Here is a 15,019-nt window from a genome sequence, read left to right as displayed (position 1 = left end):
TGTGAATGAATTGTGTTGCAAGTGCTTGGCCAATCCACGGCGCGTGGTCGACGGTGCCAATCCATTCAAGGCGAAACCGTTTTGGCTCTTCGACCGATCAAGGCCAATGGTCTGCAATGCCCTTGGGCCCGTGGCTATCGCTCCTGCATCGCCTCAGACGCCACCTGCGCGACTGGCGACCAGAAATAGTCAATGATCCTGCGTGTGCCGGTCTTGATTTCGACTGACACCGCCATGCCAGGTGAAAGCGGTCGCATCACCCCGTCAACGTTTATCTCTGTCGCATCGAGCCCAATCGTTGCCGGGTAAACGAGGTTTTGCAGCCGTTGCACATTTCCGCCTGGCACAACACTCCTGAACTGCGGGGCGGCCTGTTCTTCCATCGCCTGGGCGTCGGGATTGGGGATGGCGTCCCGTGCCACGGTTTTTACAGTTCCGGTGAGAACACCATAACGGGTGAACGGAAACGTTTCGACCTTGATGACGGCCGGCTGGCCGGGCTTCACGAAGCCCACGTCCTGGTTTGCGAAAAACACCTCGATCTCAAGCGGCAGATTGGCGGGGATGATGCGCATGATTTCGGTCTCCGCGGACACGACCTGTCCGGTCGTGGTAATCGACGAGGCCTGGATCACACCGTCAGACGGGGCATAGATCGCCGTCGCGGCGAGCCGTTTCTCAGCCTTCACCAGTTCCTGTTTTGCTTCGTCCATCTGCCGGGCAAGATCACCCGTTTTCTGGATATTGTCGGCAACGAATGTCGACAGGACCTTGTTTTTGTCGGTCTCTGCAACGGCGAGACTTGCGTGTGCTTCGAGCAACTGTCCTGCGTAGGTCGACAGGGTTGCCTCTTCTTCCCGCAAGGCCTGTGTGGCATCAAGGACGTCCGATTTTCTGCCGGCGGCGCGCTCGAGAAGGCCTGACCGCATCGAGACACGCTCCGTCAGCGTGGTGATCAGGTTAGCCTGCGCGCGTGACATGGATTCCAGTCGGTCAATCGATGCCGACTGCAATTGCGTCTGGGCGGCGAGATTTCTCATCGTGTCCTTGAGCTGCAGAAGGTTGGCTTTCAGGATCGCCGTTTCGCGCGAGCGAATGGTTGCCTGCGTATTTGCCGCAAAATCGGGGACGATATCGCCAGCTATATCGGAACCTGCGTTCCAGTCGTGGTTTTCGACGGTGGCAAGTTCCGTCATCCGTCGCACATGTTCAGCCTGCAAGGCCTCGATCGTCGTCCGCAGGCGAGCGTCTTCCGCCTTCAGTTCGATGTCATCGAGTTTCACCAGAAGGTCGCCTGCCTGGACCTCGGTGCCGTTGGCAAAAGGCGCCGAAACCACACGTCCGGAGATCGTCGACTGGACAACCTTGACCCGACCCGAGGGCTGAACCTTTCCCTGTGCGGTCGCAACCACATCGATCCTGCCGATAAAGCTCCAGATCAGTGCCGAGGCTGCGACGATGCAGACGAACCAGATGAGGGCGTAGCGGACCGGGGAGGCGGGCTTTTCGATAATTTCGAGGGCGGCGGGGAGAAAGTCGCTGTAATCGGGGCTGACCTTTGTGTTCGTTGCGTTGGGCCGTGCAGGTCGCGTCTTTCCTCTCATTGGCTCGACCCCATCTGCAAGTCCCACAGGTGTTTGTAGAGGCCACCATCCCGGGCAAGCAAATCGTCATGGCTGCCTTCTTCGACGATCCTGCCGTCGGCCATGCCGATGATGCGGTTACAGCTCCGGATGGTTGCGAGCCGGTGGGCGATGATCAATACTGTGCGGCCCTGAACAATGTGACGCATGTTTGCGAGGATCAGTCTCTCACTTTCATAGTCGAGAGCGCTGGTTGCTTCGTCAAGAATGAGAATGGGCGGATTGACGGACAATGCCCGGGCGATCGCCAGTCGTTGCCGCTGACCACCGGAAAGATTTGCACCGCGCTCTTCAATGACGGTGTCGTAGCCCTTCGGCAGTTTCGCAACGAATTCATCGGCGCCTGACAGGCGGGCGAGATTGATGACGGCCGCGCGCGACATGGCAGGATTGGCGATACTGATGTTTTCGTGGATCGTGCGGTTGAACAGCATGTTTTCCTGAAGCACGACGCCGATATTCGAACGCAGCCAGGCCGGATTGACATGGGCAATGTCCTGACCGTCGACCATGACCTGGCCGCTGGAGGGCAGATAGAATCGCTGCAGAAGCTTGGTCAGCGTCGATTTTCCCGACCCGGAAGGACCGACGATGCCGATCACTTCGCCCGGGCGAACGGACAGCGAAATGTTCTTCAGGATTTCCGGACCATCACTGGAATAGCGGAAGTTTACGCCCTTGAACGAAATCGCGCCTTTCGGCGGCGGCTGGGTGACGGGGACCGCCGGTTTGGGCTCCTCGGGCGCATTGAGGACATCTGACAAGCGCTCGACGGACACCTGTACCTGCTGAAAATCCTGCCAGAGCTGTGAGAGGCGCAGGACCGGCTGAAACACCTGGCCAGCGATCATGTTGAAGGCGACGAGCCCGCCGACCGTCAGCTCATTGTCGATGACGGCCTGTGCGCCAAAAAGGAGGAGGGCGGCGGAGGTGATCTTGTTGACATACTGGATAGCCGTCTGCCCCTTCGCGGCGAGCATCGTCGCTGCAAAGGAAGACTGTACATAGGCCGCCAGACGCTCTTCCCATTGCGCGGCAACGACGGGTTCGACGGCAGATGCCTTGAGGGTCTGCATGCCGATAACGGACTCCACGAGCAATTGCTGGCTGAGGGCACCCCGGTCGAATTTTTCATCGATGCGATGTTTGAGGGAAGGGCGGATCAAAAATCCGATAAGCACGAGAAACGGGATGGAGGCGACCACGATCCAGGCAAGCACCGTGGAATAGGCAAACAGCACCGCGATAAAGACGAAGGTGAAGATGAGATCAAGGACTGAAAACAGCGCCTGCCCGGTCAGGAAATTGCGGATGGTTTCGAGTTCGCGCACGCGGGCAACCGTTTGGCCGGCGGCGCGGGTTTCGAAATAGTTGAGTGGAAGATTCAGCAGGTGACGGACGAGCCGGCGTCCGAGCTCCACATCGATCCGGTTGGTCGTATGTGTCAGTGCATAGGTGCGCAGATACTGAAGCACGACGTCGAACAGGCCGATGGCGGCAAGTCCGATGATCAGGACCGTCAATGTCGAGTAGCTACGGTGGGCCAGCACCTTGTCGACCACCACCTGAAAAAACAGCGGCGAGACAAGGGCGAAGAGCTGCAGGAAAAGCGAAGCGAGAAAGACATGGGCGAGGGCGCTCCTGTAGCGCCAGAGCGACGGCAGAAACCACGCGAACCCGAAACGGCGCTGAAACGCTGAAACGTCCGAAAATCCCCGCTGGAGCAGGATGAAGTTTCCTGACGTCAGCGACAACAGTTCATCAAGGGGTACAGTCCGGCTGATAAAGCTGACGGGATCAACAAGCCGGTAGCTGTTTTCTTCCGTTTTTCCCGCAAAAACGGCAAATCCTCCGTCGTCAAGGACGGCGATGCACGGTGTCGGGATTATTTTTCCACTGGCAAACCGCTCCTCGCGAACGGGTTTTGCCTTCAGGCCCACATGTTTGGCAGCCCGCAGGATATCGTCACGGGTCGCCTCTGTGGTGAGTGCCAGTTCTCGCGAAAGGTCTGCCGGATTGCAGGAGATCCTGAAGAACGCTGCGACGGCTGCCAGGGACGCCAGTCCGGCGTCGGCATTCGTCGTGGAGGAGGGGTTGAGTAAACCTGTATCCATATGTCAGATCAGTTGATGAGCGGATTTGCAGGTGTCTGCAAATCCGCATGGGGTGAAAATGGAGAGGTTTATCAGGTCGGTGAAGAAGGCTGATATGCCAGCCTGACGTCGCCGACGAGGCGGGTTTGACCGTCAACCTTTTCGAGGAAGCTGGTTCCCGTGATGGCTGAACCATCAGCGAAGTTCTGTGCTCCATCAGCGGTCGGTATCAGATTGATGTATTTGATACCCAGCTGATCGAGGGTCGAAAGCTCGCCAGCCTCGCTGACACCGTTCTGGTTGATGTCCTGCCAGACACGGAACTCGCTCCAGCGGGCATCTTCTCCACTCAGCAGACCGTCGTTGTTTGTGTCGAAAACAAGCCGAACAGCTTCCAGATCGGAGTTGGTCGAGCCCTGTTCCTCGGTGGGCCAGAGAGTGAAGGCGAGTTCTTTTGCCTGGTTGATTATGCCGTCCGGACCTGGAGAACCATCTGCAGCAACGTCAATAGCAAGGAAACCGTCCTGTGGGCCGATCCAGGCTGTGGTTTCGCGGTTGGCGTCATTTTCCCAGTTAAAAGATGGTTGGGAAACGCCGTCTTCCGAAGAGAGGCCAAGCGGACGCAGATCGATGTGTCCGTCATTGTTCAGATCAAACGCGATTGGTTCACGAACCGGTCGTCCGGATCGCCAGGAATCGACCACCTGACCTCGCGTATTGTAAAGGTACCATCCCCAATCGGTCGTGCTATTGTACCAATAGTCTCTGCGTGTACCGTCATCATAAAACTCGACTTGCGCGGTCATCCTGCCGCCATTGTCGAAGCTTTGTTCGATGCGGCTCCAAATCTGGTTTCCAAGAACGTCGTAAAACGTGGTGTTTCGTGTTCCGTTATCGTTCACCAACGTTAACGCGGTCCGGCGCCCTGCAGCATCCCAGGTCTGCTCGTGCCGCCACCAGGATTGAGAGTTGGTGACGTCGAAATCGATCGCGAATGAACTGCCATCATCGTTGAGTTGCTGGGCGTAATAATTCCGTCCCGCATTGTCAAAAATATTGGTGTATCGTTGCCAGGGCTGAGCGTTTAATGGGTCGTAGCTGTATTCCCACCTGTAACCGTTGTCGCCATATTCCACCTGAAACAGCAAGCGTCCTGCGGCATCGAACGATTGGCCGATTTTCGACCAGGATTGGGAATTCGTCGCGTCTATCGTGGTGGCATATACTGAGCCATTGTCATTTAGCTGATGCGCATAATAGTGACGTCCCGCACTGTCGAACTCGTTTATGTAGCGCGACCAAACCTGCGTATTGGCGACATCGAACGTATATTCGGCCCTCGTGCCATTATCGTAAAAATTAATCTGCGTGAGCAATCTGCCCAGCCCGTCGAACGTTTGGTGGACCTCGCGCCACACCTCGGTATTGCGTGTGTCAAAATCAATCAGACTCGTCCTGACGCCGGATGCATTGAAGTACTCCGCCTTGATCCTTTGTCCGGTCTCGGCGACGAAGGTGATGACAATCGACGTCCCATTATCGAGAAACTGCTTTTCAATCGTCTTTTGACCTGCGGCGTTATAGGTCTGTTCGACCCTTATCCAATCCTTGCTGTTTAAAGGATCGTACAAGGTGGCCGATGTTACATGGCCCGAGGACGAGATATTCGTGACACTTGTAACGCTGCCGCTGGCTGCGTCGAAAGCAGTGGTACGCGAACTGCCATCAAACGCGATTGCGGTTTCCTGCGTTTTACGACCCAGGCCGTCAAAGGACGTTCGGAAAACAAGAGTTCCGACGGAGTTGATCTTGTCCACGACCGAGCCTGATACGGCTCCGTTTGCACCCAGCGTTTCCTTTTTCAGTATGACTGAACCATCTTCTCTCACGATGGATGTATTCCGCTCATCGACGTCACCATCGTTGTCGATATCTTTGTTCAAAATTGTGGTTTGGCCGTCTGCGCTGGTAAAGAGCGTGCCCTTCGACAAAACAGAGCCTGTTGTACCTTTTTCGAGAATCTGGGCCGCCACAGAGCCGTCTATCTGTCGTTGGGAAGTCATGACAGTTTCGAAAACACCGTCGCCGTCATAATCGTAGCGTGTTGTTGTTTCGCTCCCGTCGAAAGAGCTTTCGCTTTCGACAGTATGGGCGACGGCAGTTTTCCAGATGATCCCTCCGGAGGGCAGATATTTTGTGTCTCGGGCAATAATATTGTTCGTGACAGTGGAACGGGTCTGACCGGTGATCAGTGTTTCTACACGTTCGATCTGATCAAACGTGCCGTCGCCATTGAGGTCTTTCGAAATAGTCCGATATCTCCCGTCGGCCGTCGTGTGATCCGTCGAACCGGATTTTGTCGATCCCGTAGCGGCGTGCGTATCGAGCCGCTTTACAAGACGGCTGCCATCCGCATTCAGGGTTCTCGTTTCGATGCGCTTCTGATCAATGATCCCATCGCCATTCAGGTCCCACGTCGTGGTTGACGACAGTCCGTCCGATGCCGTGACTGATACGATGCGCTGGAGAATGGCGCCATTTGTCGCAAAGTTCGTGGTCGTTGACGTGCGCTCGCCCCACCAGGCCAGCACATCGCGGCGGCTTTGGTCGACAACACCATCACCATCGACGTCAATGGTAATGTCATTCCGATCTTTCTCGGCGCTTGTCACCGAGGTTGTCTTGCTGAGTAACTGTCCGGTATTGCCGAACCGGGCGGTTTCCTCGATGGTCGAGCCGTCAGCTCTTGTGAGCGTGCTTGTACGGGTTGTACGGTCCGACAGCCCTGTGCGCTGCTCCAGTGTTTCGCTGCTCAGTCCATTCGCGGAGGTTGTAGTTGTCGCAGCAGACAACAAGGAGCCGTCGGATTTCGTGCTCCGGATCTCGCGCTTAACAGAGCCGTTTGCATTGTACGCAATAACGTCCGTCGAGAGTTGCGTGTACACTCCGGCGCCTGTCGGGTCCCATTTCGTCGTAACGGAAAGACCATTGGCACTTGTTGTTGTGATACGCCGGCTGGCAAGCACCCCGCCTGCATGGGTGCTGATTGTTCTCGACCTGCTGCCATCTCCACTCAGGCTTGTTTCGTCTGTGGAAGAGAAGTCCGTCGATCCATCCGCTCCGAGATCAAAGGTCTTCTGAAGAAACAATCCATTTGCAGTCTCGTAACTTGTCTGTCGATCCGACAGGAGCATCCCGCTTCCGCTTCGGCTGTATACCTGTGCGGTACCGATCTTCTTTCCGTCGGCTTCAATGGTAGTCGTCTGATCGAACTTCCGATCAAACACGCCGTCACCATCAAAATCGTATTCGACAGTGGCGTGTGTTCCATCCATCTGATCGGTTGTTTTTTTGATCCCGGTGGTACCGCCATTGGCAGCGAAATCCTTGAAAACACGCTCGACTGCACCATCGGCCTTCAGGGTCCGCGTCAGTTCCTGGTCAATGATACCGTCGCCATTGAGGTCCCGCGAGACTGTCGAGGTAATCCCGTGCACGCTTTCCGATCTGATCTCACGACTTGCCAATGAACCGTCAGCCCTGGTTAGGCTGATGGTTTCCGTGGCAGTTCCGTTGGCGTTGAGGACCTTGACCTCACTTTGCGTTCTTGCAAGAGACGAGCCGTCGTACCACGTGACGCGCTTCGTCAAGCTATCCCTGCTGTAGAAGGTTGTCTGTTTTACAAGGCTACCTTCTGCGGTCCTCGTTTTCGAGACAGTCTGTGTCCGGCTGCCATCTGATGCAATTGTTGTGACATCAGATCCGCTTGCATCGACAACACCATCACCATCAAAATCCGTACGCCACTGGGTCGAAAGCCCGTTAGCAGACGCTTCAGAGATGTGTCTGCTGCCGATTACGCCCGCCGGCGACAGCCTCTCGGTTGTCTGGCTTTCAACTCCATTCGCATTACGAGAGGTTGTTATACGGCGATCGACGATGCCGTCCCCATCGGTGTCAGATTCAAGGTGGCTACTCATTTTATCGGCGCTGACAGTTATCGCCGTCTTTGAGATCAAGGTGCCGTTGCCGCTCTTTGCGCTAACCTCTTCCAAGACCGAACCATCGGCATTGATGGTCCGAACAGAAGCAAGAACCTGGTCAAAATGGCCATCCCCGTCGAAGTCCCGCGATGCAACGGTACTTAAAGCATTGCCGCTGGTGACAACTTTTTCCCGCGCCACAAACGTGGTCCCTTGATAGGAGGAAACAGTTTTCGAGACTGAACCGTTTTGCTCATAGACGGTGGACTGAATGGACCTGGTGTCTGCAATACCGTCGCCGTTGAAGTCCTGTTCCGAAACGACGGTCAAGCCGTTGCCACTGGTCAGGAGCGAGGAGCTCTGAATAGTGGCGCCATTGGCGCTTTTTCTGACAGTTGTTTCCTTTCGGCTTCCGTCGCCATTGATGACTGTGTCGACAGCCGTTGAGTAATCTGTCGTGCCGTCTCCATTGATGTCGGTTTCAACGGTTGTGCTGAGACCGCTCGCACTGACTGTTTTTCTGGTCGAACGATAGATTGTGCCACTTCGCGTGAACAGCTTTTCCTCGAGGACGGCCTGCCCGTTTACAAGGGTGGTTTCTGCTTCGTGTTTATCAACGACGCCGTCGCCGTTAGAATCGGTAACTGCGATCGTCGTCAACCGGTCAGCGGAAATATCGACTGTCGTGCGTCCAAGGAGGGTGGAGTCGCCGCTCCGGATAGTGACTGTCTTTGTCCGGCTTGCGTCGTCGTTAAAGACGACAACCTCTGACGTTTGCCGATCAACCGATCCGTCGCCGTTCAGATCTTCGGCAGTGGCACGGCTTGTTGCGTCAGGGCTGGTGGTTGAAGTTACCTGCGAGATAAGGTCGCCGTCGCGTGACAGAACGCGTTCCGACGTCATTGCTGAACCATCCGCAAACACGGACTTCGTCGTTGAGACTTCGCTGTCGGTTAAGCCATCTCCATCAATGTCTGTTGATACAGAACTGGAGGAACCATCTGCCGAAGTAGCTGTCGTGGAACGCGAAATCAGGGAACCGTTCGCACTAAACAGGCTTTCGGTCTTGCTCGTCGCGCCATCGGAGCCAGTTGAGGTGACGATATTCGTATCAACCGCTCCGTCGCCGTTGGCATCGAAAGTTTCAGTGATGATCTTCTGATCGGCTGAGGTGATCACGACGCGTCGCGACAAGAGGCTCCCGTTTCCACTTGTAACCGTTTCCGTTCGTGTCCTTTCGCCAGCGGCATCAACAATCGTGATGTCGGAACTGTAGATGTCAATGGACCCGTTTCCGTCAATATCGCGCGTGAGATATGTCGACTTGCCGTCCTGCGTCGTACGCAACGTCGTTTTGCCAAGAAGAGTGCCGTCGGCAGCATAGGAGGCCGACTCGGCTGTAACGTCTCCCGTTGAAGTGACTGTGGTGATCTCCTGCGAGCGCCGATCTGTTGAACCATCGCCGTCGAGGTCACGCGTTGTCGTTTTTTCAGTGCCGGTAGAGTTTCTCGCCGTTGAAACTGTGGTGCTCGTGAGAATGGCTCCGTCTCTCGCCAACTCCTTAACCGTTCGGGTCCTGGTGCCGCCACTCTCAACGATCGTGGTTTCAGCCTCGAACACGTCGCCGACGCCATCGCCCGTGACGTCAATCGATGTGGATTTGCTGAGCCCGTCCGCGGATGCTGTTGCGACGACGGTCTTGAGCACTGAACCATCCCGGCTAAGGTGCTGGATTGTCGTGCGCGTGGAACCGTCCCCCAGCTTCTCGAAAACCTGATACTGGTCAACGAGGCCGGTGCCATACAGATCGAGCAGCGTCGTCACCAGTTTTTTGTCGGCGGAAGTCTCGGTTTTTGTGCTGTTGGCTATGGAGTTGTCAGCGTTGAAATTCACAACGAGTTCAACGAAGCTTCCATCTTCAGTCGTATAGTACGATTTGGTCTGGCGCCGATCATAGACACCATCGCCATCATCGTCGAAGTTTGTTGTGACCGTTGATCCGTCAGACGATTTCGTAACCAGGTTGCGAAATGCAATGCGCCCGTCCTTTGCATAGCCGATAATCAGTTCGCTGGAAGAGCCATCCGCGTTAGTTGTGACAGTGCGGTCAAGTTTATAAGCTTCCTGTTCGCTTGCCAGGATCGCGTCGCTGGCTGCGGCTGTCGTGCCATCGGTCCGGGTGTAGGTTGTTGACCCGGTAATGGCAGAGCCGTCTGCGAAGGTTCGACCGCTGCCAGTCGGGGTGAGATCGATCGAGGCAATGCCGAGACTATCCAAGGTGACCAGTTCGCCATTAACTTCGATTCGAAATTCTGCCCATCTGGCATCGCCAGCATCGAGTTTGCCGTTGCCATTCGTATCAAACACGTTTTTGAGCGCCTCGAAGTCCGTTCGAGCCGTCGGATCCCACTCCGTGAATGCAAACTCACTGGAACGGGTGATTTTACCATCTCCGTCAGCGTCTATGACGAGCACGCCTGTATCGGGTCCTGCCCACGCCATCCGGGTCGCAAAACCATCTCCCGCAAGTTCCACAAACTTCGATGAGGATAAAAGAGTATCTATGGCAATGCCATCGCCTGAAAGGTCAAGAAGTACGGGTGACCATGCTGGTCCCGAACTCTTCCCGCCGCTGCCTCCCTTGCCCCCGCCGCTTCCGCTGCCTCCCTTGCTCCCGCTGCCTCCCTTGTTCCCGCCGCTTCCACTACTTCCCTTGCTACCGCCACTGCCGTCCCATCCCGCACCACGGCCGCGATCACCCTCGTCCGCGTTGTTCCAGCCGTCATACTGGCTGCCCGGTTTTGAGCCCGGAGTAGGGCCGTTCATCGGCGTGCTGTTATAACCTTGGTGTCCGCCTCCGCTGCTATAACTTTTGCCTCCTCCGCCGCTGCCATTACTGGTGGATTTGTTGCCGCCACTCGAGCCTGCCCAAGAGCCCGTATTGTCGTTACCAGAATTCCAGCTGCCTTGATTACCTTCAAATCCCCCGTACGGACCGGACGACCGATATCCTCCGTAGGAATATGTCGGAGAGGGAGTTGCCACGAGACTAATCGGAGTCAAGCTCGTTAGTGGCGCAAGGGGTGTCGCGCCTAGTGTAGTTGTAGTACCAGGCGTCACAGCTTCTGCTGCAGGGGCGGAAAGCGTCGGCGGGGCCGGAGGTACGGTCCCAAACCACGAATTGATTTCGGATTCTACATCAAGCCAATTTGTTTCGTGGCCCCGCTCAACATGTCCCCATGCTCCTGGCGCTCTCGCGGACGACATGTTGTTGAGTGAATAATTCGGATGAGTTTGCGGGTCTAATTGATCTAATATTTGGTCTAAAATCTCGCCTGCGATGAACCCTACCGCTACACCTGCGACCCCGCCAGCGGCCACCCCCCAGCTGGTTGCAAATCTTGCGGTAGCTCTTACTGCGGTGCGGAATGTCATTCCACCAAGGTAGGCTGACGCGGAGGCAAGCAATGTTTCTTTCACAGCTCCCTGGGCAGCTCCCTCGACACCATCTTCTTTGTATCCAGACAATGCTCCGTAGGTGCCCGCGGCAAAGAGATTCAGTGGCCCCCAAAAACCATCAATTTGCCTATATGCGGCCAATGCATCTTGACGCGTGCCGAGCCAACCAAGAGCGAAGGACTTGAGGGCATCTGTACCGGGAGATATTCGCTTGGAGTAGAGATCCCAGGCATCTTCCGATCTCGTTTTGGTTGTTTCGGTCATTTAATTACCTCGTGGACAAAAGGAGAATTTCAGCCAGCTTACGAACTTCACGACCGGGTCTGTGATGCTGAAGTAAAAAGTTGCAACGAGAAAATTGCTCTTTAGGGAGTTGCTGAATGGACCATCATAAAACGTCATTCCGTAGAATCGTGGCCCTTCTCGGAAGGGGAGGAACAAAGCTATCAGTGCGAACGGTATAACCATCAGATGGACGGTAGTAATCCCCCAGGTAAAGCTATCGTGGGGCTTAGAAAGTTCGAATGAAAAAAGATAGATCATCCGTATAATCATTAGCGAACTGATAATGTAATTAGAAAATAAAAAGCCATTCCAGCCGTCGATGCTGCCAAACCGTGCTGTTATTTGGCTCATGTAACGCAAGTTTACTGGCCAAAACATCCAGAAGTCCGCTGCATTGAGGTGATTAACTCCAGACCAGAGAAGTGCCGACATCAGGCTCCCGGCAATATAAGCTGTAAAGTACGTGACGACAGATGCCTTAATGAACTTTCTTTCTAACAAGATCACTGAATTTTCAATCACCACATGTTCCCCGTTTGACCTGTTGTATTGACAAGCTGACTAATTCTGTCCGCTAGAAATTAGAGTATTTCGCGATGTCTCTCAGTATTATCGCCTTACGCCTTCGTGGCCAACGCGACTATTCCAGCGCCAAATATTTGAATGAATGACTCGATCACGACCGTGTAAATCGCGGGGATGATGATTATAATCAGCGGGGAATTGAGGGAGCGGGACGCTATGGTGCCGCATGTGTTACACGTTACATCTGAAAAAAATAAAAATCTAAATGACAACAATATAAAGATCGTAGCTACAAAAGGCGTCACAATATTACTTTTTTCGAATTTAGCAGGGAGACGCTCCTTGAAGCTGATAAATCTCGATAAAATGGCAACGAGCAGCGCTATTGTGCCCGCGAGGAGGATGATATTGGCGACAACAAAGAACGCCCCTTTGCCCGGTTTAACAGATTCAAAATCTTGATATCGTTCAAGCATAAAAGAAAAAATACCAGGGAATGTGTCCGGCGGCTCAATCATCTCAAGAGCCATCGTTGATGTGTCGGTAAAGTAGAGAAGGAACAGCGCGGATATGAAAAATACGTTGAAGTAATTTATCAACTTAAAAACTTTTTCGTCAAAATACTTCGAGGCTCCTCTCGGCAATATTGGGCTTATCCACTTGCTCATACTTTTCATATGGATGTCCGTCGTTTTACGCCAGCAGTACCGTTGAGAAACACCGTCAAAGCGTGTTGTTACTTCATGATTTTACTGAAAGTGGGTGCGCCGTTCTTTGCGAAAAGACGAACCCTCGGATTTTCCCTTTCCGTATTCTACGGATGATCGTTGTGGGGCATGTGGTGCCGCGTTGAATCGAGTTCGGTTGGTTCGACGTCGGCACAATCCGGCCAGACGGCTCAAATGCTGTGACATGCCTGCCACGAACCCAAGTCAACCGCGCTGCGGCATTCGTGCCGCCATGAATATTTTGTTGATCCATTCCGCCCCCGAAAATCACCCGCAAACTGATCGTTATCACTACGTTTGATTTCGTCAATTAAAAGTTGAATTATTATCGGTTTATAACTTTTGACGATGGGCAGAATTTCGGTTGGTTTTCTACTCTCTCCGCTTTCGAGGCCGGAACGAAATGTTGGCATAAAGATTGGTTCCGCAACTAAGCCCCTCGCAGTGTTGTGACGGTTCGAAGCCTGCTCCTCCGGGCGATGAAGGGATCACAGCATCGCTTCGGGTAACCGCCGTTACGAACAATCCTGGAACAGCTTCATCTCATTCAGCCAAGCAAGGAACGGATTTCGTCCAATGATCCCGGCACAAGATCGACCGGGCGCTTGCCATCCTTATCGCGGACGAGGCGATCGGCACCCCGGTCCAGCAACAATGCAATATCGTCGATCACTTCTGTTCTTTCGGCGGCCTTGTGAAGCACGGTCCTGCCCTGATTGTCCTGCGCGTTGACGGGAAGGCCAAGTGAAAGCAACAGGTCCAGCATGGCAACTTCGTCCTCGAAGGCGGCACGCACGCTCGTCATCTCGAAGAGATTGTGAAGAAGCGTTCCGCCATCCGGCATGCGTTCATTCGGATTGAGCCCATAGCCTTGCATAAGCCGAAAACTTGCGACTGTGGTGGAGTAACAGAGGGCGCTCCGGCCATCGCGGTCGCGCTTGAGTGGATCGGCCTTGAGCTCAAGCAGAGCCTGTACCCCGTCCAGCCGTCCCAATCCTGCAACAGTCAGGGCCGATTGCAGTGGCGTGCTGGCACGACGATCCACGTCGCTATCGCGTGGTGGGACCTGAGGCGCGTCGATCTCCGCGCCATGAGCGACGAGCAGGTGAATTTTCGCGACCGAATTGCGGAGGGCGATATGCAATGGAGCACTTCCGTAGGCATCGCGTGCGTTTGGATTGGCTCCGGCTTTGAGAAGGACACGTGCGTCATCTTCTTCCGCCCACATCAGCATGGTCATGCCGTTGTCCCACGGCGCATCGACTGTGGCGCCGGCTTCAAGGAGCGTCCGCTGCATTGCGAGATAAGTTGGCCTGTCCAGCCAGGCGGCGAGTTGCTGCTGAACAAGCTTCTCCTGGACCGCATGCATCTCGCGCCCTGTTTGCGTCGTTGCCAACTTATCGAGACCCCAGTCTTTACGAAGCCGGGTTTCCAGCTCGGATCTTGTCCGGGCTGTTGTTTCGCTGCGACGGGTCACAAGTAAATGCAGCGGCCAGAAGCGGTCGTCCTTCCAGCCATCGATTCGGGCTCCTCGCTCAATCAACCATTCCAGAGTTTTGGGCGACGCGGTTTGCACAGCATCGCCCGTAACAAGCCGTCGGGTATTCAGTGTAGCCCCGTGATCGAGCAAGGTCTGTGCTAGGCCGATGTGGTTCGCCTGGACGGAATAAGTCAGGGGCGTGGAAAACTCGTCGTTCCAGGCCATGTTTTCCATGAGCCAGTCAGGATTGGGAACGACATCGGGCCGTGCGCCCATTCCGAGAGCCACAATTGCTGCGGCGACATTGCCGGAGCGCGCGGCGTCGAGAAGTTGGCGTTCTGCGGCTGTTTCTTCAACAATCGCCGGGGGAGGCTCGTCCGTGCGGACGTCGTCCCTTGCGAGCCAGGCAAGCCACTCCTGGCCGCCAGTACTGTCGGCCTTGATGTAATAGGTCTTGTTCGGCTCGTCCCATGATCCGAATTTTCCCCATGAAGCCCACTCTGTGCCGGCAAAGCCAAGCTTCGACATTTCGGTGATGAAGGCGAAAAAGTCTGGCGCAAGCGCCATGCCGTGGAGAGTCTGCAATTCATGGCTGAAATAACGGACCGGCTGCGGGCCGTCCTCGACGGACATGTCGATCGTCAGCATGTCGCCGTTGACCAGACTGTAGAAAGGAAACTGGTTCTCCCACATTTCGGGCGTATTTGGCGCCTCCGAACGATCCTTGCAGGGACCAGCCTCTGCGCCTGGCGGTCGCCTCCATCCAACGCCAGTCCCTTTGCCATTGCTCCCAGAGCGCTTTTGCCATCTGTTTCCCATTTTT

The 15,019-nt window shown here is 54.9% G+C and carries 6 protein-coding genes; all 6 read right to left on the bottom strand.

Features of this window, described 5'->3' with window-relative positions:
• Positions 1-134 precede the first annotated feature (134 nt).
• Positions 135-1,604 (bottom strand): HlyD family type I secretion periplasmic adaptor subunit, encoded by a 1,470-nt coding sequence (locus O3S81_RS26080; RefSeq protein WP_269347752.1) that lies wholly within the window; start codon positions 1,602-1,604, stop codon positions 135-137.
• Entirely contained in the window at positions 1,601-3,757 is a 2,157-nt protein-coding gene (locus tag O3S81_RS26075) for a type I secretion system permease/ATPase (RefSeq protein WP_269347751.1), read from the bottom strand. The genes O3S81_RS26080 and O3S81_RS26075 overlap by 4 nt, the downstream gene beginning before the upstream one ends.
• Positions 3,758-3,828: 71 nt before the next feature.
• Positions 3,829-11,442: an adhesin gene (locus O3S81_RS26070; protein ID WP_269347749.1), complete on the bottom strand. Its 7,614-nt coding sequence runs from the start codon at positions 11,440-11,442 to the stop codon at positions 3,829-3,831.
• Entirely contained in the window at positions 11,443-11,985 is a 543-nt protein-coding gene (locus O3S81_RS26065) for a hypothetical protein (RefSeq protein WP_269347747.1), read from the bottom strand.
• Between the two features lie 95 nt (positions 11,986-12,080).
• Positions 12,081-12,665, bottom strand: coding sequence for a hypothetical protein (locus O3S81_RS26060; protein WP_269347745.1), 585 nt, complete (start codon positions 12,663-12,665; stop codon positions 12,081-12,083).
• Positions 12,666-13,263: 598 nt separating this feature from the next.
• A partial coding sequence (locus O3S81_RS26055) for an ankyrin repeat domain-containing protein (RefSeq protein ID WP_269347744.1) occupies positions 13,264-15,019 on the bottom strand: 1,756 nt, incomplete at its 5' end.

The organism is Agrobacterium sp. SOY23, from assembly GCF_027212525.1.
Lineage (GTDB): Bacteria > Pseudomonadota > Alphaproteobacteria > Rhizobiales > Rhizobiaceae > Agrobacterium > Agrobacterium tumefaciens_I.
The sequence above is the reverse complement of the archived record's forward strand: the minus strand, read 5'-3'. Positions and strand labels throughout refer to the sequence as shown.

Coding starts and splice junctions, on each gene's coding strand:
- O3S81_RS26075 (WP_269347751.1), bottom strand. CDS start 3,757: ATGGATACAGGTTTACTCAACCCCTCCTCCACGACGAATGCCGACGCC.
- O3S81_RS26070 (WP_269347749.1), bottom strand. CDS start 11,442: ATGACCGAAACAACCAAAACGAGATCGGAAGATGCCTGGGATCTCTAC.
- O3S81_RS26080 (WP_269347752.1), bottom strand. CDS start 1,604: ATGAGAGGAAAGACGCGACCTGCACGGCCCAACGCAACGAACACAAAG.
- O3S81_RS26060 (WP_269347745.1), bottom strand. CDS start 12,665: ATGAAAAGTATGAGCAAGTGGATAAGCCCAATATTGCCGAGAGGAGCC.